We start from the raw sequence: 26132 nt of genomic DNA, 5'->3' as shown, positions 1-26132 counted from the left end.
GACATTAAAGCTGGACTGCAAACTGATTCTTTCCTTTTCTCTTTGCCTGGTACAATGCCTGATCCGCCCGTTTTAAAATGGCATCGTATTCGGTTTCATCTTCTTCTACCAGAGTGATTCCAATGCTTGCATGTATGGTTCCTGAGACATGAAACGCATTCAATATCCGTTTTGCAATGGCCTCCGGCTGCTTCCTTCCGCTTGCGCCGTAGAGCCAGATGCAGAATTCATCCCCGCCGAAGCGGACGATCACATCCTCTTGCCTTGTACAGTCATTTAAAATCTGCCCTGCCTGGGTCAGGACCAGATCTCCCTTGTGATGGCCGAAGGTGTCGTTGATCTTCTTAAAATCATCAATGTCAAGGAACATGCAGGCATAGAACCGCTTCTTGCCGCCGCCTTTTAACCCTTGTTCCACCAGCTTTCTCGCCGTCTCTCTGGTATAAACACCTGTTAAATAATCCTTTTGCGCCCGTTTGGATTCCTTTTTCCGCAGATAAAGGATATAAACAATCAGTAAAAACGTACAGGCCAGCATGGACGTAGTGCCCGTAATAAAGTTTTCCGACAGTCTTCCGATCCTGTGAAAAGTGCTCTTATAGCCTTCCGTTTCCACCAGAGAAGCCACCATCCAGTCCCCGATTCCCCCTGGCTGGTAATAAAGAAACTCCCTGCTGCCATTGTGATCATAGGCAACATATCCGGAATCCCCGTTCTCCACCGCCTGTTCCATCTGCTCCAGAGACTGCCCGTCCCTAAATTCCACAGATTTCAGCATATCATAAATGGTAGTGTATTTTTCATAACCGGGACTGGAAACCACCAGTTCTCCTGACTTTGTAAAAACCAGGTTGGCCCCATACTTACTTAATCCCGTATTGTTTAAATATTTCCCCAGTTCCGCTCCTGTATACTCCATACAGGCCACTCCCTTTACCTGACCATCCCGTATCACAGGAACCGTCAGAACGATCCCCCCCTGACCGTCAAACTCCTCCGAAGGCAGTTTGGAAACGCTGTTTTCTCCGCTTAACGCCCCTTGATAATCGCTGCGTGCGGAAACATCCCTGGGTTCATGGTTTCCGTAATACATGATCCCCTGGCTATCAGAAACCCCGAACCGCACCCCCTCCCTTTCAAACGGCTCTAAGTCTTTCTGCCATTTTTCCTTTTCCCGTCCTTCCGGCAGATTGCAGTATGCGGAAAATACCTCCAGCATGCCAAACCTCTCCTGGATCATTCTCTGAAGGTAAATCACTGTTTCGTTATTTTCCTTCTTTAAATCCTGGCGGGTCTGTTCTATGAGGCTTTTTTCCACCTCCTTAAAATAATAAATGTTTAAAGCGAATGCTCCCATAATTACTGAAGCCACCAGACCAAACAAAATCATCACCTTTAATGAGTAGTGGTTCTTCTCCCTATCAGTCATCATACATGTAAACACCTGTCCCTTAAGAAGCGTTTGATATATTCCGGGTTTATTATAAATCCTGCGCCATCTCATTACAATAAAATTTTACGCATTTATGCATAAAGAAAAGCGGGGGTATGAACCTTTTTCCTGGTTCGCCCCCCGCGATAGACCTTTTAAAATCTATTTATTCTCTTCCATTGCAACACCGGCAATCCGAATGTTTACATCCAGGACCGTTAATCCTGTCATGTTCTCAATGGCGTTCTGTACCTTTTCCTGAACCTTCTCGCTGACAGCAGGTATGCTGTAACCGTATTTGATGTTTAAGGATAAGTCCACAGATACATGTTCTTCCGTCAGTTCCACTTTAACGCCCTTGGATAAATTTTTCATGCCCAGCTTCGCCACCAGTTCATTGGTGATGTTGCCTGCCATGGAATCTACGCCTTCTACCTCGGTTGCGGCAAGACCTGCAATAATGGCCACCACATCGTCTGCAATCTGTACTTCGCCAATTTTATCTTTTTCATATACTTTGTGAGTATTTCTGCTTTCCACTTCTGCCACAGCAATTCCCTCCTGTACTCATATTCTGGGTTCTGGAATCATTATAGCAAAACTGTCCACAGTTTGCAAGTTACAGTTAGCCATGCAGAAGCGTTTGCACAGTTTGTGGGTGGGAGCTTGCTCACTAAGCATAAATTGCGCAAATGCTTCTATAGGGCGAATGCCCGGCATGAATAATTTGGCTGCATATCTGTAACCTTTTGAAAATACATTCCATCCGCCAAATTATGAATGGCATGGCTGAAACGTAACATTTGCCGTGGCTTTTTACTCTTCCAGCTTCATAAGGGTGATCACAATATTTTCCGCCCCTACTTCTGTTTTCCTCTTTACGATGTCCTCAATCTGGGCCCGCTGAGGGTCTGTGATGTTGGAAGCATTGATGACCACATCCACTTTCCCGCTGGAAATGCTGACCACCGGATCTGCAAAGCCTTTGGCAAGCAATAAGGTTTCTGCCGCATTTTCCTTCTCAGAAACAGCCGTCATTTCGATCATTTCCTGAATGGCCTGCTGTTTTGCCGCTTCCTCAATGTTTGGATTGTTGATTAAGTTCATTAAGGTTTCCTTGTTCTTTGCCCTTACCTGCTCCCTGTTTAACTGTACGCTGGATATGTATTCTGATACGTTCATTCCGCTGGTAAGCACCGCTTCCCCAGGGTTGTCAAGGCCGGTTTGGGCCGCCTGTGTCTCATTTGCCGCCAGGTCTACGGATCCGTCGCTTTCCGCCGCTGCTTCCGTGTTTCCTGCCGCCAGCTTATCGATATCCTCTGCATCCTGGTCAAGGCTTGCGATTTCCTGGCTTACGTCACTGCCCGTAAGGGATTGGTTTTCCGCAAAAATATCTTCCTCAGAAATATCAGTCATTCCTGCCTCATAGACGTCTGTCCCTGAAGCGGCCTCCTGCTTTCCGGCATAGTTTAAATATCCAGCAGCAGCTATCATAACGGCTAATGTGGTGATAATAATCTGATTTCTTCGGAACAGTTTCTTCATATCCATTTTCTTTGGGGTTCTAGGGACTTTGGGCTCATTGCTTGTTTTCCAACTTCTCATACATGACACTCCTTTTTATTCCACCCTCTTTAATACTTTTATTTTATGTGGGGGCAGGTTAAATAATGCTTCCATGGCACCGGAAATTTCAGCTTTTACCGTAGGGCTGCCTCCGCCCTGGGCACTGATGATGATTCCTTCTATTTCCGGTCGTATCTCCTTCTCCACAATGGGAGATGTGTTTTCTCCTGAACCGGTCAGAATGGTGCTTTCTTTAAGTTCTGCACTGGTGACCTTTCTGGTCCCGCCAGAGCTGTCCTTCTCATCGGTGGAGGAATCCGAGCTGTCTTTATCGACCCGCAGTACCTTCTCCTCTGAGGATTTCAGCACGATCATCACCTCTACCTGACCGACCCCATCCACGGTTTTCAGGATTTTCCTTACCCTGGTCTCCAACTGCTCCTCATAGGTCCTGTCTGCTCCTGCTGCCACAGCCGCCTCCCCATCCGCAGGCTCTGTTACGATCCCTTTCTGCAAGGCTGTCTGGTTTTTGCTTTCTGCTGTCCGCTCTACTTTGGCAGCCATACCCGAACCGGAGGGAAATGTAAGGATCAGGATAATCATTCCAACAGCCAATAAAATCAGCCATTTATCCTTTCCCATCTTCCATTTGAATTTCAATATCCTGTTCCTCCAAATCATAATATTCCGCAATCCGCCTTCTAAGACCAGAAAGCCGTGAATTTTCTGCCTGCTTCTGTTTTCTCACGTCCTCCGGTTCCTTATAGTCACTTATTTCCGGCTCTGACCCGGCTATTTTCACCTCTTCCACGTCCTGTACCTTTTTTACCGGATCCGTCCCTTTTCCGGAAACGGTAATGTCTTTTGCCTCTTCTCCCGGTCCCCCCGGCACCAGAATCATGGTCACCCGCACCACATGGCCAAAGGTACTGCTTTCCTGATCCTGGTCAATCTCTGCCATGGATGTCCTGCATCCGAATCCGTCGGTCTCAGCCATGGATTTTAAATCCGTTTCCACCGCCTCCTCGTATCTGGCAATCATGGCTTCAAGCCGTTTTCCTTCCATGTCTGACAGCTTTCCTGTCAGCTCTCCTGCTTCCTTTTTAAGGCTGATGGCCTCAAAATAGTAAGCCAGGGTATCATCAAGCCTTAAGCCTCCTGTAATTGGCTTTAATACCAAAAGGATCAATACCATGCCGGCAAATAATTTTATATACTTTTCATATTTTTTATCTGGCAGAAGGTTGCTCACTACGGTTATAAAAATCAGGTAATAGGTTATATTGCGTATCCAGCTAAACAATTCTTCCATGTCACTCACCCGGTATAATAGGTCACATTGGTGGAAGCGCATACAAGCGCTATGGTAACAACAAAGAGGATCACTCCTGATGCCGCTACGGAAAGCAGCATCCTGTGGCCTTTTGCAATGTCGGAAATACAGGAAACGATTCTTTTATCACAGACAGGCTGAAGGAGGGCGGCAACGCACTGGTATAAAACCATCAGCACCACCAGCTTTATCAGGGGGATCACGGAAATGACAAGAAGTATGATAATGCCGGCTGCCCCAATGGTATTTTTAATAAGCACCCCTGATCCCAGCACCATCTGGGCAACGGAGTTAACTCCCTGTCCTACTCCCGGAATGGCTCCGATCAGCTTCTGAATGGCTCCTGTTTTCATGGAATCCACATAGGGAAGTACCATGGACTGAATGAGATGAAACCCAAGCACAACCCCTACCAGAGTCTTTAAGCTCCAGGAAACTACCTGCTCCAAAAGCTCTGTAAGCTTTGAGAGCATATCCTCTTTGGCAATGTGGCCTGCCATGACCAAAAGGGCATAGACCCTTATGAGGGCTAAAAGCACCTGCCCTAAAAGCCACTGGGCGGCAGCGATGATAAATAATGTAAATTCATAGGAGGCCGCCGCAGACGCGCTGCTCCCTGCAAATGCCGCCGCCAGGAAATAGGCAGGCATCAATACCTTGGTAAAATCAAAGACCTGCCTCAGCACACTTCCTGTAATAGTTACGCTGGTAAAAAAGCTGGCCGCCAGATAGGTAAACAGCAGCAGATAGGTGACAAAAAAACCGGTTTCCGATATCTGGCTCCCTGTAAACACGCTGGAAAAATTAGAAAATACCGCTCCAATGATCCCAAGGACCATAATCTGCCCCATCATATGCCCGCTGTTTCTTATCTCACCCATCAGCAGGTCTTTCAGCGCTTTTCCGGCCTGTCCCATGACCTGGTTTAAGTTTCCGTCCATCAGATCCTTCATCAGCTCTCTAAAGGAAAGGTTCATGTCCTGTTCCCCCTTGGTCCGGTCCAGAAAATTCTGGATATCCGTTAAATCATACTGATCCAAGTCTAAGCTGGCCGCCGGAGCACCTGCCTCCTGCCCGGAGGCTGCTTCTGCTCCAAGGCTGTCCGTAGAAAGAAACAGCACAATCAAAAGGAACAGCAGGAAAAAGGCGGTTCTTTTCATGGTCCTTCCCCCTTCCGTCATGATAAAAATACCTGCAGCGTCTCAATGAGTGCAAGGAGGATGGGCATGCTGACAGCCAGAACAGACAGCTTTGCGAATATTTCGATCTGGGTCCCCACGGCTCCGTATCCGGCATCCTTGCATATCCCGGCTGCAAATTCCGCGATATAGGTAATTCCTATCATCTTGATCAGCGTGGTTAAATAAATGCTGTTGATCTTAATATAGGTCTGGATCTCCTTCATGGTATCCAGAATGGTGGTAAGCTTTCCCATTCCGTAAAAGAAGATAAAAAAGCCTGCCGCCATGACCAGATAGGTCCCATATTCTCCCTTCATCCCTTTTAAGGAAACCGCTAAAAGCACTGCCACGATCCCTGTTATGGCTATGGTCACTACGGTCATGTTTTCCCCTGTCCTTCCTTTCAGAACATAAAGGTATGCCTGTAAGGCGCTTACCTACAATGCAAACAGATTTTTAATGGATTCAAACAACTGATAAATATAAGGCACCAGCCAGAACAGCACCAGGATCAGCCCCGCAAGGCTTGTTAAGAATGCCTGTTCTTCCCGTCCGCTGTGTTTTAATACCTGGCAGATGACGGAAACCAGGATTCCAACTGCTGCAATTTTAAAAATCAAATTGACCCCCATGCTATCCTCCTTAATACATTACGATTGTTAGGAATAAACCGCCCATGATACCCAGGCTGGTATAAAGGCGGCTTTTTTCCTGCTTATGTTTTCTCAAGTAACCGATCGTCAAGTCCAACTGTTCCAGGTATAAAAGGATATTCCGCTCCTGCATGTCCATATCTAAGTATCCCAGATGTTCTCCCAGACCCTTTAGATTCTGTTTGTCCTCTTTGGACAGGCAGACTTCTCTGGGAAGCTTGTCGATCTCCTCCTGCCAGATGGTATAAAAGGTTTCTCCCTGTTGTCCGGAAAGCCGCTCCGACACCTTTTCAAACAAAGCTCCCAACTCTCCCACAGCCTTTTTGCCGGTGCGCTCAAAGGCCTCTGGCAAGGGAGAATTGGCATAAACAATCTCGCCTTTCAGCAAAAAAATCATCTTCCGAAGCTTTTCCACGGTCTTTAAATGCTCGCTCCATTGGGCCGCCATAAAAAAACCAAGGCCGGAGCATGACAGAATGACCAGAACAGCCCCTAAAATCCTCAGCCACGTATTATCCATAAGCAATGCACTCCCGCCTGTCCCATCGAATTCCCATCTGATGCACCTGGGCTTTGTAGAGCTGAGTTCCTCTGGAGTCATAGATCTGATCGATGTTTCCGATCCGTCCTAAGTTGTTTAAAACAATATATCTTTCAAAGATCCGCTCCTCCACCAGCTTTCTTAAGACCGGCTTCTGCTTTAAATCATCGATGGAAGCTCCGTGAACCGTGGCGACCAGTTTACAGCCGCAGTTCATCACGTATTCCATTGCATCTAAATCCTCCCGGCTTCCGATCTCATCCACGGCGATCACTCTGGGGGACATGGTCCGTATCAGCATCATCATCCCTTTTGCCTTTGGACAGCAGTCTAAAATATCGGTACGGATTCCCAATTCATTCTGAGGTATCCCCTGATAACAGGCCCCAATCTCAGAACGTTCATCAACCACACCTACAGTAAGGCCTGGATGATCCTCAGAACCATTGGAAACCTGACGGATTAAATCTCTTAACAGGGTGGTCTTCCCGCATCTGGGAGGGGAAATGATCAGCGTGTGATAGATCTCTCTTCCTTCCTCATAAAGATAGGGCAAAACTTCTGAGGCACAGCCCCTTACCTGATGGGACAGCCGGACATTGATAAAGGATATGTATTTCATGGCTTTAATCCCGGATTCGTCTAAAATGGTCTTTCCGGCGATTCCGATCCGGTGGCCTCCCTGAATGGTAATAAACCCCTGCTTCATCTCTTCTTCAAAGGCATACAGAGAATAGTTGCTCATGTACTCCATGGTTTCCTTAAGCTCATTTTTAGAGACTGTATAGGCGTCCTTTCCTTCCATGCTCAGAGAACCTCTGGGAGTAACATAATACTCCTCATTCCGGTATATCATTAAAAGAGGGGCCGCCACACGGAGCCTGATTTCCTGAACCTCATCAAAATCAATTGTCACCCTGGTTAAAATTTCTCTTATGCTCCTGGAAAATATATTGATAAGCTCGTCTTTCCTTTCCACCTTCATCCCTCCTCTTACCTCAATATATGTGGGGTGGGACAAATTATGACTGAAAAACTTTTGGCTTCTTTAAGGGCATGTGACCGGATATTCCTTGTGCAGTCCGGGAATAAAAAAAGAGCTTATCCCGGATGATCTTAACGAAACATCCAAATAAGCTCAAAAATAACCTTCGTTTATTTAATTCCCCAATACTCTTCTGACTGAAACCACAGGCCTGAAATCCACATTGGATATTTTAATCCCGTCCTCTGGTCCGCTTGCATGAATCAACTGATTCTGTCCCACGTAAATGCCGATATGGCCTATGTATGAAATCAAATCCCCTGGCTGGGCATATTCGATTCCGCCCACGTCAACGCCTGCTTTTCCCTGGGCCTCGGAGGTCCTGGGCAGGTTGACACCGAATTGTTTATAAACACTCAGTACAAATCCGGAGCAGTCGGCGCCTGATGTAAGGCTTGTCCCTCCATATACATAAGGATTTCCAAGAAACTGCTTTGCATAAACCACTGCCTGTTCTCCCGTTCCTGTCTGAATATCCGGTGCTGTCTGGGAAAATCCTTTCCCCGGACCGGCTCCGGGGCCTGTCTGCCACTCAAGGGGCGGAGGAGCCACAAGAGGAACCGCCATGTCAGAGGCAGTATCCGCTTTGGCTGTAAAATGATTAGCGGTCATAAATACCAGACCTGTAAGCAGGGTTACGATCCATCTTTTTCTCTGCATTGTTCTTTTCTCCTGATATGATATCGTTATATGCCCATATCCGCTGCATCCTCGGATAAGAATCTGTGGTAAGTGACGTGATTTTCATGAAACTTGATATAATACCGATAATTATCCATGGAAGGATCCTCAAAAAATATAATATAATCATAATCTTCTTCCTGGGATTTTACGCAGATAACCTTACCCTCCCCAAATTTATGAAAGACTTTCAACAGATCCTCTAAGGTGGTATGGGGTCTTTCTACGGTTTCAATGAATTCCTTTAAAAAACCGTTGTCTTTTCCATGATAATATACGTATTCTACCCCTTCCGGCGGAATCTCAAAGCAAAAACGTTCCTGGCTTTTTGTGATCCTGATGTCTCCCAGACGTTCTTTAACAGATTCCTTAAAACCTTCCATTGCCGCTTTTGTTTCCTTGGCAGAGTCTTGGGAAATCTTCAGTATCTTCATCAATGCATGTTGGGGATAGTAAAAGCGGATAGGTTCTTTTTCATATCCTAATTTTATCTGTACTTCTTTTATTGAGTTAATGAGCATCTGCTCCAGCGCACCATACTGCATATTCATCACTCCAGTCATTTTCCAATAGTACCCAGTTAAATTATACTGTTACAGGCGGGACATGTCAAGGTTCCGGGAAACACCTTTTTTCTCAAAAAGATGCTGTTTCCCGCGGAAAGACCGGCAGGAAACAGCATCTGAAAATCAATTTCTTATTAAATAATCAAAAGCACTTAAGGCAGCACTGGCCCCAGATCCCATTGCAATGACAATCTGTTTATAAACACTGTCCGTGCAGTCTCCTGCGGCAAAAACTCCGGGTACACTGGTAGCATTGCGGTTATCTACAATAATCTCTCCCATACGGTTGCGTTCAACGGTGTCTCCCAGCCAGTCCGTATTGGCTGCAAGGCCGATCTGAACAAATACCCCTTGCAGTTCCACATGATGGACTGCTCCTGATTCACGTTCCATATAGGTAATACCGTTTACCTTATCTGTGCCGGTAATTTCTTTTGTCTGAACATTCTTTACGACTGTCACATTAGGCAGACTGTAAAGACGCTTCTGCAGTACGGCATCCGCTTTCAGCTCAGGCATAAATTCAAGCACTGTTACATGACTTGCAATTCCTGCAAGATCAATTGCCGCTTCAATGCCGGAATTACCGCCTCCAATGACTGCCACCTGTTTTCCTTTATAAAGAGGACCGTCACAATGGGGACAATAAGCAACTCCTTTGTTCTTAAATTCCAGTTCTCCCGGTACGCCTACATTTCTCCAGCGGGCTCCTGTAGAAAGGATTACTGCCTTGCTTTTCAAGACAGCTCCGTTTTCCAGTTCCACCTGGAAAAGTTCTTTTCTTTCCAGGCGTCTGACACTCTGGGAATTCATAATATCCACATCATAATTTTTAACATGCTGCTCCAGGATTTCTGCAAATTCAGGCCCTTCCGTATATGCCACACTGATGAGATTCTCGATCCCCAGTGTCTCTCTTACCTGACCGCCGAAGCGTTGGGCAACAATACCGGTACGAATGCCTTTACGCGCCGCATAAATAGCTGCACTGGCTCCCGCCGGGCCGCCTCCGATGACAAGTATATCAAAAGGTTCTTTTTTCTCAAACTCTGATACATCAGGCGCACTGCCTAACTTCCCCAGAATCTCTTCCAGGATCATTCGCCCGCTGCCGAAAACCTCACCGTTTAAGTAGACCGTAGGCACAGCCATGATATTTTTACTTTCTACTTCTTCCTTAAAAGCTGCACCGTCAATCATTGTATGGGTAATACCGGGATTTAAAATGCTCATTAAGTTAAGAGCCTGCACCACCTCCGGACAATTATGGCAGCTTAAGCTGATGTAGGTCTCAAAGCGGTATTCTCCCTGAATGTTTTTCACCTGGTCAATTAATTTACCATCGACCTTGGGAGCTCTTCCGCTGACCTGCAAAAGAGCCAGTACCAGGGAAGTAAATTCATGGCCCAAGGGAATCCCTGCAAAAGTGACTCCGGTGTCTTCTCCCATACGGTTAATGCTAAAGCTGGGTGTTCTGGGCAGCTTTCCCTCCTCTGTCTTAATTCTTGGGGACAGGGCGGTCAGTTCATGGATCAAATCCATCATATCCTTTGATATACTGTCGGATCCTGCACTGACTTTAATCAGCACATCATTTTCCAGAAGCTGGAGATACTCAGCCAGTTGGTTCTTAATTTCGGTATCCAGCATCATAATCGTTACTCCTTAGATTTTCCCTACCAGGTCAAGGCTTGGTTTCAGTGTGGCTCCGCCCTCTTTCCATTTTGCCGGGCAAACCTCGCCGGGGTTATTTCTTACATACTGGGCAGCCTTGATCTTATCAATAAGAACGTTTGCATCACGGCCAATGTTTCCGGCATTGATCTCTACTGACTGAATGATGCCGTCGGGATCAACAATAAAAGTACCCCTGTCAGCAAGTCCGTCTGCTTCAATCAATACGTCGAAATTGCGGGATAATGTATGAGAGGGATCTCCGATCATAACATAGGTCAATTTGCGGATAGCTTCCGAATTGTCATGCCATGCCTTGTGGGTAAAGTGAGTATCCGTAGAAACGGAATAAACCTCTGCCCCCAGTTTCTTAAATGTCTCATAATTATTCTGTAAGTCTTCCAGCTCTGTCGGGCAAACAAATGTGAAATCTGCGGGATAAAAGCAGATGATGCTCCACTTACCCTTAAAATCTGCTTCTGTAACCTCTACAAATGCACCGTTATGATAAGCCTGGGCTTTGAATGATTTTACTTCTGTTCCGATTAATGACATAATAATTACCTCCTGTGATTTTTTATATTTATAATTTAAAATTATCAGTGATGTCCACCGTATTATGGCGGAAACCGGCTTTCCTTTCCCCCGGAGGCAAACCTCCGTGAAAACAGCAGCATGGCTGCGTGGCGTGTTTGAAACATGCAGTGAAACCGGATAGGAATATCAGCGGATCTTATTGATATTCCTTATCAATAATAGTAATAATTACTGATATTATTATAGTACAATAATTTCTTCTGATTGTCAAGCAGCTTTTTCCAAAATAGTGATTATTTTTAACCGCCTTATTAATATATAAGGATAGGAACAGAGTAAATCACGATTGATGTTTCATACTGTTGTCATACCAAATAAAAGTTTACCCTTTAACGGGAAAAACAGTATTCCTGATTTGGGAGTAAAAAGAAAAGGCAGTGTTGCCCAATATAGGCTCCGCTACCCTTAAAGCAGATATATAATCACTTGATTTTTCATCAAGAATCAACACTCCCGGCCAACTTGATTTTTCATCAGGAATCAACACCCCCGGCTATTTTGACAGAAAGAATACTCCCACTCCACTTCCGGTTCTGGCTGAAAGGCTTCCTTTCTTATCTGCAAAATCATCCCGTTTTTCACTTTCCCTTTTGGAGACAAAACCTGGCTTCCGCTTAAAATCAGCCCGTCCTCACACCATTTCTTTATTCTGCTTCTGGATACAGCTAGCTGCTGCATTAAAAAAACATCTGCCCTTAAATCAAATCCGGCTGGGATCCTTATTTCGATTTCCATGGCATGGTCCTTCCCGCAGGGAAAGGCAGTGTCCACAGACGTTACGTGATATTCCCCTTTTGAGACGGCCGGTTCTGCCTTATTCCTGGCGAATATATCCCTGTCATTTCCGTATTTTGACGCCAGATCAGGATCATTTTTCAAAAATCCCTCATACTCGTTTTTCTCCAGCCGTCCTGCCGGCCTTCTTTCCCATAGGGTCATGTTCCAGGAGGTCTCACATTGTCCGCACCGGTAGATCAGCCACACGTCTATGAGGCAGCCATTGGCATTGACTCTGAATTTACCGCTGTTTATAAATTCCGTCTTTTTCCCGCATTTGGGACACCTTCTTATAATGGCTGGAAGCTGGTCCGGCGTGACGATCCATTGTTTCCGTAAATTTCGATTCATTGTTCTTTCTCCATTTTTACAATTGTTTCTTTAGACAACTGTAACACGCCACCTTTCTTTATCCCACCTCATACTCTCTTATGAAACAAAGAAAAGGCGGCGCACCATTTTCTTTCTGATGCACCGCCCTATTCTACTTTCTTATTTTTCTTTTCCTGAAGCACGATCCTCTGGATGCTTTTCTCAGACAGGTAATAGCGCTCTGCCAAAAGCTTCACGCATATGCCGGCAGAATAATCCTCATAAATGGATAAGTCCCGGAGCTTTCTTTCCTCTCTGGCTCCTGTCCTCTGGCCCCAGATTCGTTTATTTTCCTGTTTTCTGGGGATATAAACATATTCCCCGTCTATATAATTCTGAATTAATCCCACCAGCTCTTCCGGTAAAATTTCATTGGCTTTCTGATAGCGCATTGCTGCCTCCCAAACATTTTTTACTGTAAGGAATAGCAAAGGCTATACAATTACTTATTTATTTTAACTGCATAACCCGTGCTATGCAGTCTTTGAGGGTTCCATCATAAAAAGCTCGCCTCCTTAAATAAACGCTTATCTTGCAACATAATTATAATCATTCTATCATATGAGGGATCATTGAAAACCTCATATTTGATTCAGAAACGTGTTGGAGCCTTAAAGGGTCAGCTTTTTATGACAACGCCCAGATATTTTGCCAGCTCTGCCGCCTGGTATAAATCCACCACAGCGCCTCTGATCTCCCCGCAGCCGTCGGACAGGGTCAGTCCCTGTATGGTGCTGCTGGTAAGATCCATTCCTTTCATCATAGTTTTAAAAAAACTGGCGCTTTCCAGATTTGCCCGGTTCCATTCCACCGCCTTGCAGCGGCATTGGGTCAGGGAACCGCCCCTGATCTGAGAATCGGAAAAGCGGATGTGTTCCAGCTTGGAAGAATCAAAATTTGCATAGTTGAGGTTACAGTCAAGGATCACGGTATGTAGCATAGTGTTCCCGCAGAACTTTGCTCCCATGCCCTTTGAAGAGCTAAATTCCGTCCGGTTAAAATAGCTGTCTTCAAAATTGCAGTTGGATATGTCACAGGCGCGAAACACCACGTCAGTAAACTCCCCTTTTTCAAAGGTGCAGTCCTGGAATATACAGTTTTCAAATATCACAGCAGAAAAACGCATGTGGGAGAAGTCTTCCCCGGTTACATGAAGATTTCTTATGAGAACATCTGTTACCGCTTCCTCCTGGTTTTTTCTGCGGGATAATTCATCTATATCTTCCAGAACAAAATCCATTGTATCCGGAAGGATGGGGGTAAGAAGTTTCTGGTTCATATACCCTTTCCTTTCTCATCTTTTTTTATCTTAACGGCATCCCCTTCTGTTGTTCCTTACACATGCCTGGCCGTCTTTTATATTTCAGCCTCTATATGATCTGATGGCTGCATACAAAATGATCTGTTCCTAATATTACCAGACTATTAAGGGACTTTCAAGTTCATAGGAAGCAAAACAATTATAAACTTATTGTTTTCTTTTTAAATCCGGCAGGTGCCATATGATTGGCTCACATACTTGCCTCTCCCACTGCCGCCCATATCATTCAGCCCACAGCGGTTCCCCGGTTTACACTGCTACGGACTTGTGACAAGATAAGAAAAACTGAAAACGCGGCGGCCTTGAAATTCTATAATTTCAAAGCCGCCGCATATGAAGATATAACTGCCGGGGAAATCACCACCCCCTGACAGGTATGGACCGTTCTGTTAAGGGTTATTCACCTCTGATTTTTTGGAAAAGGTTACAATCATACTGTTAAGGATCATACCGAACACAATAAATGATATGCCCATCATTCCCAGCTCATCGGGCAGGGAATCCCCAAGGAGCCAGATGCTCCCCAGCAAGGTAAATATCACCTCCCCTGACTGTGTGGATTCTATTACAGCAAGCTGCTTATGGTTTGACTTGACCAAATCGGTGGCTTTAAAAAACAGTAACGTTGCGATCACTCCGGAAAAGACTGCGACACACAAGGACTGCAGGGTCTGGTTTACAGAAGGAACCCCGGCATTTACCAGACCAAATACAGATAACAGGAACCAAAAAGGGAGGCTGCATAACGTCATACCGTAGGTTCGTTGGATTGTAGATAGCTGATCCCCGCTTGCCTCCATGATTTTTCTGTTTCCCAAAGGATAAGAGACCGCCCCCACAAGGATGGGAAGCAGTGTCATAAGGGTTGTCTTAATATCCAAATCTGCAATATTATGTACTTGTAAAAGAAAAACTCCGAGTAAGATAAATCCTGATATACATAGATTTTTTATTGGTACACGTTTGTGGAATACAGGAGACAATAGTATACCCATGACGATTGTTACCTGCCAGGATGCCGCAATCAACCAGGATTCCCCGTAATCAGCCGCAAAAGAGAGGGGTGCATAAAAAAGACCAAATCCAACGGTACTCCAAATAAGCCAATTGAACAGATCCTTTCTTATGACTTTATGGACCTGCTGAAACCCCTGGTGTTTTCCCACAATCAGAGCCAGAATGGGAAAGGTAAACAGGTAGCGGAGGCTTGCGCTCCATATCCAGCTTCCTCCGGATAAATGCATGCTGCGATTCAGCACAAATGAAAACGCAAAAAAGAAAGATCCGGCAATACCAAATATAAGTGCTTTTTTCATATTTTTGTTATATACTCCATTATGTCATCATCGGGTAAAAAATAATGTTCAGGATACAGCACGTTTCGCTGGAAGAGTTGATGCAGCACTGGGGGACATCAGCCTTAAAACGAAAACACTGGGTTTCAGTCAATAATAACGAATTTTTTTCATCATAGCATACACCACAAACAAAGTAAATATTAAAAATCCATGAACTTAAGTTGAAGGTCTGATGGCTGATTTGTCCAAGGAGTCAGCAAGGTATGGTATACTAATCTGATTAACAGCCTGTCTCCGGCCCAAAGCACTGGATCAGCTTCAAACAGCTTCCTTCTTCAGCCTTCCACTGAAGCTCCTCTATTCCGGCAGGCAGAAAGAACTGATCCCCCTGCTTGACCTCTTCCTGCCAGACCCTCTCCTGATCACCGGATCCCTGCAAATCATTCCTGCCTCCCAAAAACAGTTTTCCATTGCCCTCCAGAACACAAACCGCACTGCAGCCATTCTGTTTTAAGCTCATGACATCGTTTACTTCCATCATTTCCATACAAAAGCATGGAGTTTCTTCATATCCTACCAGAGAGATCCGGCGGTTTTTCCCCTCTTCTTCTAAAACCTTTGGCGGAATGAACCACCGTTTCCTTGCTTCCTCCTCAGAAAAATTCTCATAATGGAAGCATTCAAACATCTTCTCAAAACCCAGCCCCTGGTGGCACATGGAATCCGCCACCTGATACCCTGATGGCGTCACCCTTTCCACCCGTATGGTATAATCCGTAGGCTCCTGGATTTCCACCAGAAAGCAGCCGGCACCAATGGCATGAGGAACACCGCCTTCGATCAGAATGGTATCCCCCTCCTGTACTTCAAACCGGTGCAGGCACTCCAGTATGGCCTTCATATCCTGACGAAGAAAGCAGTCCTTCCAATACGACTGTGTCACACCGGGACGAAATCCTAAATAAACATAAGGCTTTTCTCCCTGGATCTCCCTTCCGCCCAGTATGTGCCAGCATTCTGTTTTCCCATAATCAGAATGAAACAGCTCTCTGGCCTTCTTTTTATCCGGATGCACCTGAACGGCCAGCCGCTCTGCGGAATCAATCAGCTTCACCAGCACTCCCAGGGTTGCTCCCAGATGTGCGGCATGGTTCTCTCCTAAGTAACCGGCAGGATCTGATTCGATCAGCTCTTTCAATGACACCGACGGCCGGTCAGCCATCATGCTTAAGCCCTCAGTCAGCTCTTCCCTTCCCGCGTTCCTGGCCGCCACAAGGGAGGCAATCCATTCTTCCGGGAAATGATCGTCTTCCCCTGTCTTTGCCCCATGAAATTGTTCCAGCAGTTTTCCCCCAAAATAGGTCCGCCAGGCCCTGGAGCCTGTCAGGCGAATGGGGCAGTCTTTTCTTGTTTCCATGATCTCCCTCCGCAATTCCCCTAAAAAATCATTTAAAATCCATTCCGGTCTGACAGTTCCTTAAACCAGGTGCCAGATTTCTTCATGGTAATCTTACAGTTGTCATAAATATCTACCCTTAACAGGCCATACCGGTTCTTATAAGCATTGATCCAGGACCAGCAGTCAAAAGGTGCCCATAAATGATATCCAAAACAATTGCAGCCTTCCTCTATGGCCTTGTGCAGGTATTTTAAATGACCCTTGATGAATTCGATCCGGTAATCATCTGCCACCACACCGTTCTCATCCATAAATTCCTCTTCTCCCTGAATCCCCATGCCGTTTTCTGATATGTACCATGGAAGGTTTCCGTAATTATCTTTAATATTTTTTGCAATATCATAGATGGCCGGCTCATAGATCTCCCAGCCTCTGGAGGTGTTCATCTTCTGTCCCTCAAAGGTATAAGGCTCATAATATTTTTCCGGCATAAGCGGTCCCTCATAAGCGGTGGTCCTGGCTTTGGCCCGCCTTGGGTGATAATAATTTACCCCCAGATAATCTACGGTATTATTCCGGATAATCTCCAGATCCCCTTCCATTACCTGGGGAAGAATTCCCTCTTCTTTCAGCAGCTTTGTCAATGCCTCCGGATATTCTCCCTTTACAGATGGATCCAGGAAGGAACGGTTAAAGATCAGATCCAGAATATCCGCTGCTTTCCGGTCTTCCACCTTAAGGGGATTTTCACAGTAGGTTGGTGTTAAGTTGATGATAATGCCTATTTTACCGCTGCAGCCGCTTTTCCGGAACGCTTCCACTGCGAGGCTGCTGGCCAGTTGGACATGAAATCCAACCTGTGCCGCTTTTTTTCCATCGCAAACTGCAGGATAATGTCTCTGGTATAAGTATCCTGTTTCCGGAATGATGATTGGCTCATTAAAAGTGGTCCAGTATTTTACCCGGTCCCCAAACCGCTCAAAGCAAACAGCCGCAAACTTTGCAAATGCAAAAACCGTTTCCCGGTTCTCAAAACCGCCTTTTTCCACCCAATACTCCGGCAGGTCAAAATGATGAAGACACATCATGGGCTCTATTCCTTTTGCAATCATTTCATTGATCACGTCATTGTAGAACGTCACTCCTTCTTCATTCACAGTTCCCTGGCAGTCCTTAATCACTCTGCTCCACTGAATGGAGGTCCGGTAAGAGGTCACACCTGCCTGCTTCATTTTCTGGATATATTCCTTGTATTTGTGATAAAAATCAGAGGTGACTGCCGGCCCTACTCCATGGAAAAACCGTTCCGGTTCCCTTTCAAACCAGTAATCCCATTCCGATTTTACACGTCCGCCTTCCCTGCTTCCACCTTCTGACTGTGGGCCTGAAGAGGCTCCTCCCCATAAAAATCCTTTTGGAAATACATAATTCATCTTCATTTCTCCTATTCTATCTCAATCTTTTCTCCATACAGGTGGTAATACAGGGCCCCATACAGGTTGGCCCTGCTGCCGTTGGTGCAGGCTGTGATCCTTGGCATTAAATAGCCCTGCCTCTGTCCTTCCAGCAGGGAAACCACAGTCTTCTGGATCCGGTGGATAATTCCCTGATTGCCGCTGATTCCGCCGCCAATGGCAATGATCTCCGGGTCAAAGGCAAATTCCAGGGTGATGCACCCAACTGCCATCCAGTAGTAAAATTCCTCCATCAGCTCTTCTGCCAGAAGGTCCCCTTCCTCTGCAAGCTGGTACAGCCTTACTCCATTGATGGGATTCTCTGTCTCCTGCTTTTTCCTGTTGTATTTTCTGGCCTGCTTTTCCAGGGTATAATCGCTCCATGAAAGAAAGACTCCATCCCTAAAGCCTCCCATGGGGAAATTTCCGAATTCTCCCCGGTTCATGGTCACTCCATTGTCCAGTTTCCCCCGTTCCACCACCGCCCCGCCGATACCTGTTCCGCAGATCACAAACACCACATTCTGGCATTCCCTTGCCACGCCTTTCCATAGCTCCCCCATGGCAGCGCAGTTGGCATCATTGGCCATGGTCACAGGAAGGCCGCCAAACCGTTCTGTGAGAATCTCTTTTAAGGGGATTTCATGAAGATATTCTACGGCACTGATGCCTTTTATTACGCCTTCCCTGCTGTGCACCTCTCCCGGAAAGCTGAAAGCCACCCCGTCAAGGGCATATTCCTTTACGGCCTTTTCAAAAATACTTCCGGTCACCTGCAAAAATCCCTTCACATCTGACTCCGGCGTAGATACCGAATCTGTGAAAGAAAAATTACCCTCCTCATCTGAAACGCCGTATTTCACCGACGTTCCTCCTACATCAAATACCAATTTCATTCAGATTCCTCCTGAAATTTATATACGTAAGCCGTATTCTCCGGTATCAGGAGCTTTGCCTGTCCGAAGACCTTTACGGTATCACCTGTCATAAGATTCAAAAGCTCTGTCCTATCCCCCAGCCCATGAAGCACCACATCTTCAACTCTTTCATTAAAGTTAATGATCAAAACTGCCCGGCAGGACTCTGACCGGATGCAGGCCACATGCACCCTGCTGTCCTTTTGTGCGGTAAACAGAGAAGCATGACGGCTGGTGATCACCTCCATCACCAACTGCTCCACCTGGGGAATATTCTGTTTTTTCAGTTCCACACCCATAAAGGAATTGAAATACAGGGTACAGCCTTTCCCATAGGGATGGAGCACAACGGCAGGACTTCCGTCTTCCATGGTTCCAAGAATCCGGGCATTTTCAGTCACTTCCATGTACTGTTCCATGAAATTACATGGAATTTTGGTTTCCGGTGAATCCCTTTCCGCCCTGTCCCATTGATTCCTGATAAAAAAGGAATGGCCGGAATCCACATCCACTTCCCCCAGGCCAAAGAGACTGGTTAAATGCCTGCCTGGGATTCCTTCCGCCGGTACCTCCCCATATTCATTTACACTGCCCATTCTGCCGTCAGCGATCAGGATGCCCCCTCGTTCCACATAGGCCGTAAGCTTTTCTGCCATATCCTGGCTGATGCTTAAGGCGGACGGCAGCACCAGAACCTTTGCCTCCTCGCCTTCTAAGTCTTCAATATCGGTAAATTCCGGGTTTAAGCCTCTGTTCCAGAAAAGCCGGTACCAGCCTTCCACGTCCTCGCTCCAGAAGCTGTTGTTCCATTTTAAGAACGCATCAAAATAAAGTCTGGAAGAATAGGAAACAGCAATCTTCACGTCCTGGCCTTCCACCTGGAAGCGGTCAAACAAATCCCCGTTTTCCCGGATCAGGTCCATCAGCTCTTTCACCCTCGCTGCCCGCTCATTGGGAGTTCCATCCATTCTGGTAAGTCCCCGCCCGGTAGACTGGTATCCGTGTAAAAACGGCCTCCAGCGCCATAGCTGCATTCCATTGGCACCGGTGAATATACACATAAGAATCCAGTCATACAGTTCCTGGGGCGTCACCTCGGAGCCTGGAGTCAGCACCGACTGGGTATGGGTCTGAAGCTCATTGACCATGTACGGTTTTCCGGCTTTCCTTGCCGCACCTGCAGGAACGGAATAGTACATGGACATGGTCCAGGGGGTGTTGCGGTAATTTCTTCCCCAGCTCTTGGGATAAAAGGTGGAGCCGTACACATCGGGGATCTTTGCCGTGGCAAATTCATCGTTGTTACGAAGGGTCACATCCCCTGACAGGATCTGCCCGCTGGTCCCATCAATAATGATGGGATGGCTTGTATCGTATTTCCTTGCGGTTTCATACAGAAAGCTGCAGATCTGGGTCAAAGTCACGCTCCGGAACCTTTCGTATTCCAGATCCGGCATAATGCTGCTCCAGATGCTGTAGGGGGATCTCCTTCTTTTGGGGGAAACCTGCCCAAAGCTTTCATATCTTCTATACCACACCCGGTTTAAGTTTTCGATGGTATGGTATTTTTCCTTCAACCATTCCTGATACTTTTGAATGGTATAAGGGTCGTCACTTCTAAAATGAGCTTCATTAAATACATCGTAGCCGTAAACCGCCTTGTGATCCCGAAAGGATGTGATGGCTTCCCGGAAATACCGGTCCATATAATCCCGTACCACCGGATGATTTAAGTTCGCCCAGAAACAATTTTCATTGATATGCTCTCCCCTTTCATCATAGACCAGCATATCCTCCGTCAAGGCACTGTCCGGCATAAATTCCTGCGCCTGATTCTGTCCAAAGAGCTGCAGAATGGCTTTCATTCCCAGACTTTCACACTCATCAAGCACCTGTCTGGTCTGGGTAAATATCCACTGATGGCTGTCCTGGGCAAGCCATGGATTGCAAACCGGCCAGAGAGTAATCAAATTGAAGCCGCAGTCTTTCATGTAAGTCAAATCTCTCCGGATCTCCTCCCGGGTATAATCCTGCTCAATAATATAGACCGCACCAAATAAAAATTGTTCCATGATGTCCTCCTTATTCATCCTTTTTAATCAGAATATCTTCCATTATAAAGGCCATCTGAAAACTATAAACCTGATATTCTACATTAAGGCTGAATATTCTACACGATCATATTCCGGTAAGAGGTAGGCGTATATCCGGTGTGTTTTTTGAAAATAAAAGCAAAGTATTTGTAATCGCTGAAGCCACATTCCTCTGCAATGGTGTAAATCTTTGTTTCCGGCTCCTTTTCCATCCGCCTTTTAGCCATTTCAATGCGAAACTTGTTTAACCAGTCGGTAAAGTTCTCTCCTGTCTCCTCTTTAAAAATCTTGCTGAAATAGTTTGGTGTCACAAAGACCGCTTTCGCCACATCCGCCACCTGCAGGCTTTCTGAAAAATGATCCCGGGCATAAGCAATTCCATTGGTTACGATCCCCTTGTATTTGCTGCTGCGCCGGTCTTCCACTGCCCGAAGTACGGAACCATAAATATCCTTCAGCCACATTTCCAAATCCTCTGCTGTTTCATATTTGGAAATTTCTTCGTAATAGTAATAATTTTTTCCCAGAACCTGCTCCGGAGCCAGTTGGAAACGCTGGACCTCCCGCATGGCCATGAGCACCAGGTACATGCAGAGCTGTTCCACGGCCTTTCGTCCCACCTCCTGTTCCATGACATATTTTTGAAAGATCTCTTCCAGTGTATCATAAATCTTTCGCCTGTCCAGAAGTGTGACAGCATTTTTTAATTCTGTTTCTTCCTCTGAAGTTATGAATATCTTTTCCCCCCGAAGACTTCCCTGGGGCTCTTCCCTGGCGATGATCTGGCTGCTGCCCTGCTTCATACGTTCTTCCAGGGCTTCATCTGCATTCTGGTAGGAAAACTTTAAGTCCCGCCATTTTAAAACCAGCTTTCCGATCCCCACGGAAACGGAAAGTCCATAATGCTTTCTTAAATAAAACTGTACCTCTCTGGCGCTTCTTGCCACCTCTTTGGTGTCTTCCCCGGAACACAGCAGAACCATGATCCTGGCTTCTCCCTCATCGCAGACACAGACATTTCCCAGCCGCCCAACAAGCTCTTCGGCCACATTGGACAAAGCGTACTTAAGCAAATCCGCTTCCCGTTCCCCATTGGCAAGAAGCTGGAAATAATAGTCAATACAAAAAATGACGACCCGGAGATTTTTTTCCTCTAAAGGGATGCCCAGAAATCCGGCCCGTTCCAGAAACCTTTTTTCCTCCGTCTTTCCCCACATATAATCATGGACACAGCGGCTGCGCATGAGGGGCAGGTTTTCTTTTAACAGGACAGCCCTTTGGCTATGGTTTTTAAACTCCCTGTTTTCCCTGCTGATCTCATTCACCAGCCTTTGAATCAGCCCGGTCAGCTCCGCTGTGTTAATGGGCTTTAAAAGATAATCCGCCGCCCTTATCCTTACGGCATGGCGGGTGTATTCAAAATCACTGTACCCGGTGAGAAATACGATCCGGATCTTGGGAAATTTCTTACGCAATTCCTCAGAAAATTTGATTCCATCCACTACCGGCATCCGGATATCCGTAATTACGATATCCGGCTTTTCCACCATGGCTCTGGCAAGTCCATCCCGTCCATTCCCCACGGTACCAACTACTATAACACCCAAACTCTCCCAATCAATGATGGTCATCATCCCTTCCCGGATGATGGGTTCATCATCCACGATCATCAGTCGGATCATATCACTTCTCCCCTTTTTCGAAACGGCTGAATTACTTCTACCGCCAGTCCTTTGCCTTCTCTTTCCAGAAAATGAATTCCATAGCCGGCTCCAAAGCACAGCTTCACCCTCTCGTGAACATTAAATAAAGCCATTCCCCGAAGGCCCTCCACTTCTCCCTCCAAAAGCCGGTTCAATTCCTCCACATCGGCGCCTTTTCCTTCATCCTCCACAGATAAAACCAGATCCTCCCCCTGTTTATACGCCCGGATCATGACCATGCCTGGAAGCTCCTGTTCCCCCATTCCGTGAACAATGGCATTTTCCACAAGGGGCTGCAGAACAAACCGCACCGTCTCACACTCCTCTGTTCCAGGTTCCATTAAAATCTCAAATTCAATGGTGTCCGTATACCTGCACCCCTGAATCTTGATGTAATTCCGTATATGCTCCATCTCCTCGGCCACAGTGGTGGTTTTACTGGTATCCTTCACAGAGGTACGGAACAGCTTGGACAATGCCTCAATCAGGCTGCAGGTTTCAAATGCCTGCTCCATCCGGCTCATCCAGCAGATGGTATCCAGGGTATTATAAAGAAAATGAGGGTTGATGTATGCCTGCATGGCGCGGATCTGGGCATCCTTTTCCCGGATTTCCGCCCGGTATACCCGGTTTACCAGCTCATCTAAGCGAAGGGTCATCCGGTTAAAGGCCATGGACAGGACGGATATCTCTCTGTAGCCATGTTCCGGCAGCTTCCTTTTAAAATCATCCTCTTCCAGATGCCGCATGGAAGACTCCAAATCTCCCAGGGGCTTTATGACGAACCTGGACAGGAAAAAGCCCATGATTCCGCAAAGTACTACCGCTAAAATGCTTGTAGAAATCAGAAGCTGGCGCACCACCGATGCATCATCCTCCACCTGAAGGGGGGAAATCTTCTTTATCACATACCAGCCCGGGTACTTTACCCTGGCATAGACCAGGTCACCATTGTGGTTTTCGGCAGATTCCAGTTTCAGGCCCGGAAATCTTCTGGTGATCTCCAAGCCCTCTGCTTCCGGCTCCGTAGAAATCCGGATGAGCCCATCTTCTATGACATAGTAAGCTTCCCCCTCTGAAAGCTGGTCAGAAAGCAGCCGTTTAAGCCCACTCTTTTTTATATAGATTTTCTGGAATCCAATGGTTGTCCCAATGTCATTGATGTCATTGATACTTCTGGCATATCCGTACAGCTCTTCCTGGTTGCTTCCCCAATCCGGGCTGACTTTAATATCCGTCAGAAAAACGGCATGTCCGTTTTCTTCCAGCAGCTTTTTCTGAAGATCTTTGCTGATTCCATCGGTAATGGAGCTGGAGCCGTACCGTTTTCCATCCATGCGGACAAAATCCACCCCATAAACATACTCCTCATAGCAAAGCTGGTTCCTGACATAACGGTCCAGATCATAGGCTGCGCTTTCCACCTGTTCTTCCCCTTGGGCAAGAAGAAAGTTCCTCACCCGTTCATTTTGAAAAAAGGAAAGAGAAGTATTCCCGACGTTTTTCATGATTCCTTCCATGTTGGCAGCGATCTGGGTGGTATTATTCTGATTCAGGGTCGTTGCATTCTCCCTGATGATCTTTCGGTACTGGCCGTAAGAGATCACTCCCAGAATCACGGTTGGAATCAGTATCAGCACCAGGACCATGACAAATATAGCCATCTGCAAGCTTCCAAATATATTTTTACACCAAATCTTCATACCTGGTCTCCTTTTGAAAACATATTCCTTCGGCTCATTGCTCCCCCAAACAAGTTTAGACAAGCCTCCTTCTGGCTTGCCTAAACATTCTTCCCACGTGATTACCCTTTCACCGCCCCTGCGGTCATGCCTTTCATGATCTGATTATAAAACAGCAAATACATAATTACAACCGGTAAGGTGGAAACCACCAGCGCCGCCAGCATCAGCGGATAATTGACGGTATAGGTTCCCACAAAATTAGTCAGGCCAATGGGCATTGTCTTCAGCGCGTTGCTTCTTATAAGCACCAATGCCAGAGGAAATTCATTCCATGTATGCAGGAATGTTAAAATGGCACAGGTAGACAAAACCGGCTTGCACATGGGCATAACGATCTGAAACATAGTATTTAAGAAAGAGCTCCCGTCTATACATGCCGCCTCTTCCACTTCAATGGGAACGCTCTCAATGGAACTTTCCACAAGGAACACCCCCGTAGGCAGAGAAAATGCAATGTAGGGAAGGATCAGTGTAAATTTCTTGTTGAGCAATCCCAGAGTTTTAAACTCCACAAAGATAGGGATCAGCAAGGCATAGATGGGAATGAGCATGCCGGAAAGAAACATATAGTAAATAAAGGTTCTCCCCTTAAACCGGAATCTGGAAAGACAATACCCTGTGACAAAGGAAATTACCAGAACTACTACTAAGGCTGACAGGGTATTGAACATGCTGTTTATGAAGTAGGAACCAATTTTGCCTTCAGAGATGGCTCTGGCAAAATTTCCAAACTCCGGCCTGGCAGGTAAGCTTAATATGTTTAAGGAAAACTCCTTGTCCGTTTTTAAGGAGGAGTAAAGCATCCAGATGATCGGGAAAATACAGGTGACGGAAAACAGCGCTACAAACGCATTTGCCATAACCCCTTGAAAAATGCCCCAAGCCTTTTTCATCAAGATTCCTCCTTTCTTCTTCCTGCCAGCCTGCTGAGCAGGATCAGCCCCAAACTCAGGATCAGGATTCCAATAGCCGCCGTGCTGCCGTAGCCGTAACGCATGCGGTTCATTGACACGTTATAGGCATACAGGGCTACTACCTCCGAGCTGGTTCCCGGACCGCCGCCTGTCATTACAAAGATCTGGTCAAAGGTCTTCATATTACCGGATATGCAGAGCATAATGGTCACCATCAAGGTGTTTTTGATGAGAGGCACTACAATGTACCTGGACTTTTTCCATCCGGTGGCTCCGTCTAATTCCGCCACCTCCAGAACGCTCTGGTCAATTCCCTGGATGGCCGCCAGCAAAATGATTAAGTAGTATCCGATAAACTGCCACACCTTTGGAATGGCCAGGGAGCCGATTACGATATCCGGGTCATCCAGCCATAGCTGTATGAAATTCCCCAGGCCTGCAGCACGCATCAGAGTATTCACGATACCATATTCGGAATTATACATGATCCTCCATAAAAAACCTACTACCACAGCCGACAATACCACCGGGAAAAAGATCACTGTTCTATGAAAATTTTTAAATTTTAAAATCCTGGACTGGAGAAGCATGGCAATGAGAAAGGCAATTCCGATCTGTCCCAGCACCGTCCAGAAGATAAAGGTCAGGTTGTTTTTAAATGCGCTCCAAAATGCCCTGTCCTGTACCAGCTCCACATAATTCTGAAACCCGACAAATCGTTTCACCGGACCTCCATCCCAGTCAAAGAAGCTGTTATAAACTGCCACAAACAGTGGAGCAATGCAGCAGAGTACGAAGACTGCCAGTCCAGGTGCAAGCAAACCATAGATTACTATGTTTTTAGGTCTTAATGCCTTACTCATTTCCTGT

At 46.3% G+C, this 26132-nt stretch carries 26 protein-coding genes; all 26 read right to left on the bottom strand.

Annotated features, from left to right (window positions below; all coding sequences use genetic code 11):
- Positions 1-4 precede the first annotated feature (4 nt).
- A complete protein-coding gene (locus tag ACYVD3_RS17100) occupies positions 5-1432 on the bottom strand; it encodes a diguanylate cyclase (RefSeq protein ID WP_460643692.1) in 1428 nt (475 codons plus the stop codon).
- A 162-nt stretch (positions 1433-1594) separates the two neighbouring features.
- Positions 1595-1981, bottom strand: a complete 387-nt coding sequence (locus tag ACYVD3_RS17095; RefSeq protein WP_013273843.1) for an Asp23/Gls24 family envelope stress response protein — start codon at positions 1979-1981, stop codon at positions 1595-1597.
- A 267-nt stretch (positions 1982-2248) separates the two neighbouring features.
- A complete protein-coding gene (locus ACYVD3_RS17090) occupies positions 2249-3037 on the bottom strand; it encodes a SpoIIIAH-like family protein (RefSeq protein ID WP_460643691.1) in 789 nt (262 codons plus the stop codon).
- A gap of 15 nt (positions 3038-3052) precedes the next feature.
- Positions 3053-3679 (bottom strand): stage III sporulation protein AG, encoded by a 627-nt coding sequence (locus ACYVD3_RS17085; protein WP_460643690.1) that lies wholly within the window; start codon positions 3677-3679, stop codon positions 3053-3055.
- Positions 3627-4310 carry a stage III sporulation protein AF gene (locus tag ACYVD3_RS17080; protein ID WP_460643689.1) on the bottom strand — a complete coding sequence of 228 codons (684 nt, stop codon included), beginning with the start codon at positions 4308-4310 and terminating at the stop codon, positions 3627-3629. The genes ACYVD3_RS17085 and ACYVD3_RS17080 overlap by 53 nt, the downstream gene beginning before the upstream one ends.
- Before the next feature lie 5 nt (positions 4311-4315).
- A complete protein-coding gene (locus ACYVD3_RS17075; RefSeq protein WP_460643688.1) occupies positions 4316-5491 on the bottom strand; it encodes a stage III sporulation protein AE in 1176 nt (391 codons plus the stop codon).
- 17 nt (positions 5492-5508) lie between these two features.
- Positions 5509-5895 (bottom strand): SpoIIIAC/SpoIIIAD family protein, encoded by a 387-nt coding sequence (locus ACYVD3_RS17070; RefSeq protein ID WP_460643687.1) that lies wholly within the window; start codon positions 5893-5895, stop codon positions 5509-5511.
- A gap of 54 nt (positions 5896-5949) precedes the next feature.
- Positions 5950-6144, bottom strand: coding sequence for a stage III sporulation protein AC (gene spoIIIAC, locus ACYVD3_RS17065; RefSeq protein WP_013273849.1), 195 nt, complete (start codon positions 6142-6144; stop codon positions 5950-5952).
- A 10-nt stretch (positions 6145-6154) separates the two neighbouring features.
- Positions 6155-6685, bottom strand: a complete 531-nt coding sequence (locus tag ACYVD3_RS17060) for a stage III sporulation protein AB (RefSeq protein ID WP_460643686.1) — start codon at positions 6683-6685, stop codon at positions 6155-6157.
- Positions 6678-7685, bottom strand: coding sequence for a stage III sporulation protein AA (gene spoIIIAA, locus ACYVD3_RS17055; protein WP_460643685.1), 1008 nt, complete (start codon positions 7683-7685; stop codon positions 6678-6680). The genes ACYVD3_RS17060 and spoIIIAA overlap by 8 nt, the downstream gene beginning before the upstream one ends.
- Before the next feature lie 180 nt (positions 7686-7865).
- Entirely contained in the window at positions 7866-8411 is a 546-nt protein-coding gene (locus ACYVD3_RS17050) for a C40 family peptidase (RefSeq protein WP_460643684.1), read from the bottom strand.
- 26 nt (positions 8412-8437) lie between these two features.
- A complete protein-coding gene (locus ACYVD3_RS17045; protein WP_460643683.1) occupies positions 8438-8977 on the bottom strand; it encodes a DUF3877 family protein in 540 nt (179 codons plus the stop codon).
- A gap of 144 nt (positions 8978-9121) precedes the next feature.
- Entirely contained in the window at positions 9122-10651 is a 1530-nt protein-coding gene (ahpF, locus tag ACYVD3_RS17040; RefSeq protein WP_460643682.1) for an alkyl hydroperoxide reductase subunit F, read from the bottom strand.
- A 12-nt stretch (positions 10652-10663) separates the two neighbouring features.
- Positions 10664-11227, bottom strand: coding sequence for an alkyl hydroperoxide reductase subunit C (ahpC, locus tag ACYVD3_RS17035; protein ID WP_460643681.1), 564 nt, complete (start codon positions 11225-11227; stop codon positions 10664-10666).
- 522 nt (positions 11228-11749) lie between these two features.
- Positions 11750-12397 carry a DUF1062 domain-containing protein gene (locus ACYVD3_RS17030; protein ID WP_460643680.1) on the bottom strand — a complete coding sequence of 216 codons (648 nt, stop codon included), beginning with the start codon at positions 12395-12397 and terminating at the stop codon, positions 11750-11752.
- 128 nt (positions 12398-12525) lie between these two features.
- Entirely contained in the window at positions 12526-12810 is a 285-nt protein-coding gene (locus ACYVD3_RS17025) for a CD3324 family protein (RefSeq protein WP_460643679.1), read from the bottom strand.
- A 227-nt stretch (positions 12811-13037) separates the two neighbouring features.
- A complete protein-coding gene (locus ACYVD3_RS17020) occupies positions 13038-13697 on the bottom strand; it encodes a pentapeptide repeat-containing protein (protein ID WP_460643678.1) in 660 nt (219 codons plus the stop codon).
- A 431-nt stretch (positions 13698-14128) separates the two neighbouring features.
- Positions 14129-15055, bottom strand: a complete 927-nt coding sequence (locus ACYVD3_RS17015) for a DMT family transporter (protein WP_460643677.1) — start codon at positions 15053-15055, stop codon at positions 14129-14131.
- A 262-nt stretch (positions 15056-15317) separates the two neighbouring features.
- Positions 15318-16454: a type I phosphomannose isomerase catalytic subunit gene (locus tag ACYVD3_RS17010; protein ID WP_460643676.1), complete on the bottom strand. Its 1137-nt coding sequence runs from the start codon at positions 16452-16454 to the stop codon at positions 15318-15320.
- A 32-nt stretch (positions 16455-16486) separates the two neighbouring features.
- Positions 16487-17869, bottom strand: a complete 1383-nt coding sequence (locus tag ACYVD3_RS17005; RefSeq protein ID WP_460643675.1) for a glycoside hydrolase family 1 protein — start codon at positions 17867-17869, stop codon at positions 16487-16489.
- Between the two features lie 11 nt (positions 17870-17880).
- Positions 17881-18786 carry an ROK family protein gene (locus tag ACYVD3_RS17000; protein ID WP_460643674.1) on the bottom strand — a complete coding sequence of 302 codons (906 nt, stop codon included), beginning with the start codon at positions 18784-18786 and terminating at the stop codon, positions 17881-17883.
- Entirely contained in the window at positions 18783-20879 is a 2097-nt protein-coding gene (locus ACYVD3_RS16995) for a beta-galactosidase (RefSeq protein WP_460643673.1), read from the bottom strand. Before ACYVD3_RS16995 ends, ACYVD3_RS17000 begins: the two co-directional genes overlap by 4 nt.
- A gap of 98 nt (positions 20880-20977) precedes the next feature.
- The gene (locus ACYVD3_RS16990) at positions 20978-22582 is read right to left on the bottom strand and encodes a response regulator (RefSeq protein WP_460643672.1); all 1605 of its coding nucleotides are present in this window, start codon (positions 22580-22582) and stop codon (positions 20978-20980) included.
- A complete protein-coding gene (locus ACYVD3_RS16985) occupies positions 22579-24306 on the bottom strand; it encodes a cache domain-containing sensor histidine kinase (protein WP_460643671.1) in 1728 nt (575 codons plus the stop codon). The genes ACYVD3_RS16990 and ACYVD3_RS16985 overlap by 4 nt, the downstream gene beginning before the upstream one ends.
- 101 nt (positions 24307-24407) lie before the next feature.
- Positions 24408-25241 carry a carbohydrate ABC transporter permease gene (locus ACYVD3_RS16980; protein WP_460643670.1) on the bottom strand — a complete coding sequence of 278 codons (834 nt, stop codon included), beginning with the start codon at positions 25239-25241 and terminating at the stop codon, positions 24408-24410.
- The gene (locus ACYVD3_RS16975; protein ID WP_460643669.1) at positions 25241-26125 is read right to left on the bottom strand and encodes a carbohydrate ABC transporter permease; all 885 of its coding nucleotides are present in this window, start codon (positions 26123-26125) and stop codon (positions 25241-25243) included. The genes ACYVD3_RS16980 and ACYVD3_RS16975 overlap by 1 nt, the downstream gene beginning before the upstream one ends.
- Positions 26126-26132: the final 7 nt, after the last annotated feature.

It is taken from the genome of Lacrimispora brassicae, from assembly GCF_054772055.1.
The sequence above is the reverse complement of the archived record's forward strand: the minus strand, read 5'-3'. Positions and strand labels throughout refer to the sequence as shown.

What these genes read in the sequence shown, in the direction of transcription:
- ACYVD3_RS17080 (WP_460643689.1), bottom strand. Translation starts at nt 4,310, where the DNA reads ATGGAAGAATTGTTTAGCTGGATACGCAATATAACCTATTACCTGATT.
- ACYVD3_RS16985 (WP_460643671.1), bottom strand. Translation starts at nt 24,306, where the DNA reads ATGAAGATTTGGTGTAAAAATATATTTGGAAGCTTGCAGATGGCTATA.
- spoIIIAC (WP_013273849.1), bottom strand. Translation starts at nt 6,144, where the DNA reads ATGGGGGTCAATTTGATTTTTAAAATTGCAGCAGTTGGAATCCTGGTT.
- ACYVD3_RS17070 (WP_460643687.1), bottom strand. Translation starts at nt 5,895, where the DNA reads ATGACCGTAGTGACCATAGCCATAACAGGGATCGTGGCAGTGCTTTTA.
- ACYVD3_RS17030 (WP_460643680.1), bottom strand. Translation starts at nt 12,397, where the DNA reads ATGAATCGAAATTTACGGAAACAATGGATCGTCACGCCGGACCAGCTT.
- ACYVD3_RS17090 (WP_460643691.1), bottom strand. Translation starts at nt 3,037, where the DNA reads ATGAGAAGTTGGAAAACAAGCAATGAGCCCAAAGTCCCTAGAACCCCA.
- ahpC (WP_460643681.1), bottom strand. Translation starts at nt 11,227, where the DNA reads ATGTCATTAATCGGAACAGAAGTAAAATCATTCAAAGCCCAGGCTTAT.
- ACYVD3_RS17050 (WP_460643684.1), bottom strand. Translation starts at nt 8,411, where the DNA reads ATGCAGAGAAAAAGATGGATCGTAACCCTGCTTACAGGTCTGGTATTT.
- ACYVD3_RS16995 (WP_460643673.1), bottom strand. Translation starts at nt 20,879, where the DNA reads ATGGAACAATTTTTATTTGGTGCGGTCTATATTATTGAGCAGGATTAT.
- ACYVD3_RS17020 (WP_460643678.1), bottom strand. Translation starts at nt 13,697, where the DNA reads ATGAACCAGAAACTTCTTACCCCCATCCTTCCGGATACAATGGATTTT.
- ACYVD3_RS16975 (WP_460643669.1), bottom strand. Translation starts at nt 26,125, where the DNA reads ATGAGTAAGGCATTAAGACCTAAAAACATAGTAATCTATGGTTTGCTT.
- ACYVD3_RS17025 (WP_460643679.1), bottom strand. Translation starts at nt 12,810, where the DNA reads ATGCGCTATCAGAAAGCCAATGAAATTTTACCGGAAGAGCTGGTGGGA.
- ACYVD3_RS17005 (WP_460643675.1), bottom strand. Translation starts at nt 17,869, where the DNA reads ATGAATTATGTATTTCCAAAAGGATTTTTATGGGGAGGAGCCTCTTCA.
- ahpF (WP_460643682.1), bottom strand. Translation starts at nt 10,651, where the DNA reads ATGATGCTGGATACCGAAATTAAGAACCAACTGGCTGAGTATCTCCAG.
- ACYVD3_RS17045 (WP_460643683.1), bottom strand. Translation starts at nt 8,977, where the DNA reads ATGCAGTATGGTGCGCTGGAGCAGATGCTCATTAACTCAATAAAAGAA.
- ACYVD3_RS17000 (WP_460643674.1), bottom strand. Translation starts at nt 18,786, where the DNA reads ATGAAATTGGTATTTGATGTAGGAGGAACGTCGGTGAAATACGGCGTT.
- ACYVD3_RS17085 (WP_460643690.1), bottom strand. Translation starts at nt 3,679, where the DNA reads ATGATTTGGAGGAACAGGATATTGAAATTCAAATGGAAGATGGGAAAG.
- ACYVD3_RS17010 (WP_460643676.1), bottom strand. Translation starts at nt 16,454, where the DNA reads ATGGAAACAAGAAAAGACTGCCCCATTCGCCTGACAGGCTCCAGGGCC.
- ACYVD3_RS17075 (WP_460643688.1), bottom strand. Translation starts at nt 5,491, where the DNA reads ATGAAAAGAACCGCCTTTTTCCTGCTGTTCCTTTTGATTGTGCTGTTT.
- ACYVD3_RS16990 (WP_460643672.1), bottom strand. Translation starts at nt 22,582, where the DNA reads ATGATCCGACTGATGATCGTGGATGATGAACCCATCATCCGGGAAGGG.
- ACYVD3_RS17015 (WP_460643677.1), bottom strand. Translation starts at nt 15,055, where the DNA reads ATGAAAAAAGCACTTATATTTGGTATTGCCGGATCTTTCTTTTTTGCG.
- ACYVD3_RS17060 (WP_460643686.1), bottom strand. Translation starts at nt 6,685, where the DNA reads ATGGATAATACGTGGCTGAGGATTTTAGGGGCTGTTCTGGTCATTCTG.
- ACYVD3_RS16980 (WP_460643670.1), bottom strand. Translation starts at nt 25,241, where the DNA reads ATGAAAAAGGCTTGGGGCATTTTTCAAGGGGTTATGGCAAATGCGTTT.
- ACYVD3_RS17100 (WP_460643692.1), bottom strand. Translation starts at nt 1,432, where the DNA reads ATGATGACTGATAGGGAGAAGAACCACTACTCATTAAAGGTGATGATT.